This window comes from Streptomyces prasinopilosus, assembly GCF_001419695.1.
GTDB classification, from domain to species: domain Bacteria; phylum Actinomycetota; class Actinomycetes; order Streptomycetales; family Streptomycetaceae; genus Streptomyces; species Streptomyces prasinopilosus.
On the sequence record NZ_LIRG01000897.1, the window covers coordinates 1 to 2,598 of the forward strand.

The following is a 2,598-nucleotide window of genomic DNA, read 5'->3' on the forward strand; positions in this document are numbered from 1 at the left end:
TCGACCGCAAGTGGCGCACGCCGAGGGTGTCCAGGACGCGGTGGAGGCGGGCGGCGTCCGTGCGCCACTTGCGGTCGACGACCTCCTCCGGGTAGTCGTCCCAGTGGACCGGCGACCAGTCCGGTCCCCGGCCGGCGGGGCCGCCGTGGAAGAGGCGGGCGGCGAGGAGGGAGGTGGCCTCGTCCACCGTGCCGGGCTCCTCGAGCAGGTCGCAGGCGGGGCGCTCGCCGAGGCGGGAGGCGAATCCCTCGGCCAGCCGGTCCCGGCGGGACAGTTCGGTGAGCGCGGCCACCACCCCCGCGTTGAGCCGCGAGGGCCAGCGGCCCATCCGCCAGGCGGGCAGCGCGACCCGGGTGAGCAGCCGGTCCCAGCCCGCGTACGCCAGTCCCACCTGCTCCTGGGCGACGATCCGCAGTCCGTAGTCCACCGCCTGGGCGCGCTCGGCCGCCGCCGCGGCGACCCCGCGCTCCATCTCCGCCGCGTGGACCCGGCAGCCCCGCAGCAGCGCCCGCGCGACCCAGCCGACGCCCGCGAACACCGTGCGGAACACCGGCCCGCGGCGGTCCTCCGAGGCCACGGCCACCGCCGCGTCGAGACCGCGGACGAAGCGCCGGGCGGCGGCTATGTCCGGGTGCGCCGAAGGCCCCGTACCGGCGACGACCGGTGCGAGGACCGCGCGCAGTTCGCCGACGCGCATCCACCACAGGAACGGGGAGCCGATCACCAGCACGGGCGCGGCGACGGCCCGGCGGTGCGGGTGCCGGCCCGCGACCGCCGTGTCGTCGTGCTCCCCGGCGGGCGGGGGGCGGCCGTGCGCCGGGTGGGTGCGGTCCTCCAGCCAGCTGTCGCAGTCGGGGGTGAGCGCTATCGCCGAGGGGACGGGGACCGCGAGCCGGTCGGCGAGGTCGCGCACCATCCGGTACAGGTCCGGGGCGGCCTCCTCGGCGATCGTGACCGTCGGACTGGTCGCGGGCCGGGCACGGACCACGACCAGGGCGACCCCGGCGGCGGTGAGCAGGACCAGCGCCGCGAGCGGCGTGAGCGTCCAGCGGGCGAGGTCCCAGCCGGGGCCGGTGAGGTGACCGGTGGGGACGCCGGCGAGCAGGACCACGGCGACGGCCGCGGGCAGCAGGGCGACGGCCAGTGCCCTGCCGCGCAGGCGCAGCACCGCGAGCGCCCGGGAACGCGCGGCCCGCACACCCGCCTCACCGCTCATGCCGCCTCCGCTCATGACCCCGCCTCGCCCCCTCCCGACGGTTCCGACGCCGTCCCGGCGTTGCCCACTCCCCCCACTGTGGCACCCGCCACTGACATCGCAATGCCGGTGGGCCAAGTGCCGGAACGCTTGCGCGGCACCCTAGTTGGGGGTCCGGCCCTCGTCAGCCGGATAGCGCCATCGGTCACTCGATGGAATGGCTCAGGGCAAAGGTGGAGGACAGGCGGCAAGGGTCGGGCCCCGGATCCTGAGAGGGATCCGGGGCCCCTGGGGCTCCGTGCCGGCCGTGACACGGCCCGGCGGCGCCTGCACCGCCGGCCCGGCCCGCGCCGGGACGTGCGGGAGTGCCTACGCGGTCTTCTCCGCTCCGGCCGCCTCCGCGGCGATGTCCGTGCGGTACTGGGAACCGTCGAGGCGGATGCGGGCCACCGCGCGGTAGGCGCGGTCGCGGGCCTCGGCGAGGTCCGCGCCGGTCGCCGTGACGGACAGCACCCTGCCGCCCGCGCTGACGACCGCGTCGCCCTCGCGCCGCGTCCCCGCGTGCAGCACGTACGCGTGCGGGGCGTCCTGCGCGGCGACCTCGTCCAGACCGGTGACGGGGTCGCCGGTGCGCGGGGTGCCGGGGTAGTTGTGCGAGGCGATGACGACCGTGACGGCGGCGTCGTCGCTCCAGCGCAGCGGCTCCAGATCGGCGAGGCCGCCGGTGGCGGCGGCCATCAGCACCCCGGCCAGCGGGGTCTTCAGGCGGGCCAGCACGACCTGCGTCTCGGGGTCGCCGAAACGGGCGTTGAACTCGATCACGCGGACACCGCGCGAGGTGATCGCGAGACCCGCGTAGAGCAGGCCGGAGAACGGGGTCCCGCGCCGCCTCAGCTCGTCGACGGTCGGCTGCAGCACCGACTGCACGACCTCGTCGACCAGCTTCGGATCGGCCCACGGCAGCGGTGAGTACGCGCCCATGCCGCCGGTGTTGGGGCCCTCGTCGCCGTCCAACGCGCGCTTGAAGTCCTGGGCGGGCCTCAGGGGCAGCACGGTCACGCCGTCGGTCACGGCGAACAGGGAGACCTCGGGGCCGTCCAGGTACTCCTCGATGACGACCTGCCCGCAGGCGCCGGCGTGCGCCTTGGCCACCTCGATGTCGTCGGTGACGACCACGCCCTTGCCGGCGGCGAGCCCGTCGTCCTTGACGACGTAGGGCGCGCCGAAGGCGTCGAGGGCCTCGGCGGCCTCGGCGGGGGTCGTGCAGACGTACGACCGTGCCGTGGGCACGCCGGCGCCCGCCATGACGTCCTTCGCGAAGGCCTTGGAGCCCTCGAGCCGCGCGGCCTCCCTCGAGGGACCGAAGGCGGGGATGCCGGCGTCGCGCACGGCGTCGGCGACGC

The 2,598-nt window shown here is 76.4% G+C and carries 1 protein-coding gene and 1 pseudogene; both read right to left on the reverse strand.

Annotation, left to right across the window (positions count from 1 at the left end):
- Window positions 1-1,216, reverse strand: a pseudogene (locus AOK18_RS28145) (hypothetical protein); the annotation flags it as partial.
- Window positions 1,217-1,564: 348 nt separating this feature from the next.
- A partial coding sequence (gene purD / locus AOK18_RS28150; protein WP_055696151.1) for a phosphoribosylamine--glycine ligase occupies window positions 1,565-2,598 on the reverse strand: 1,034 nt, incomplete at its 5' end.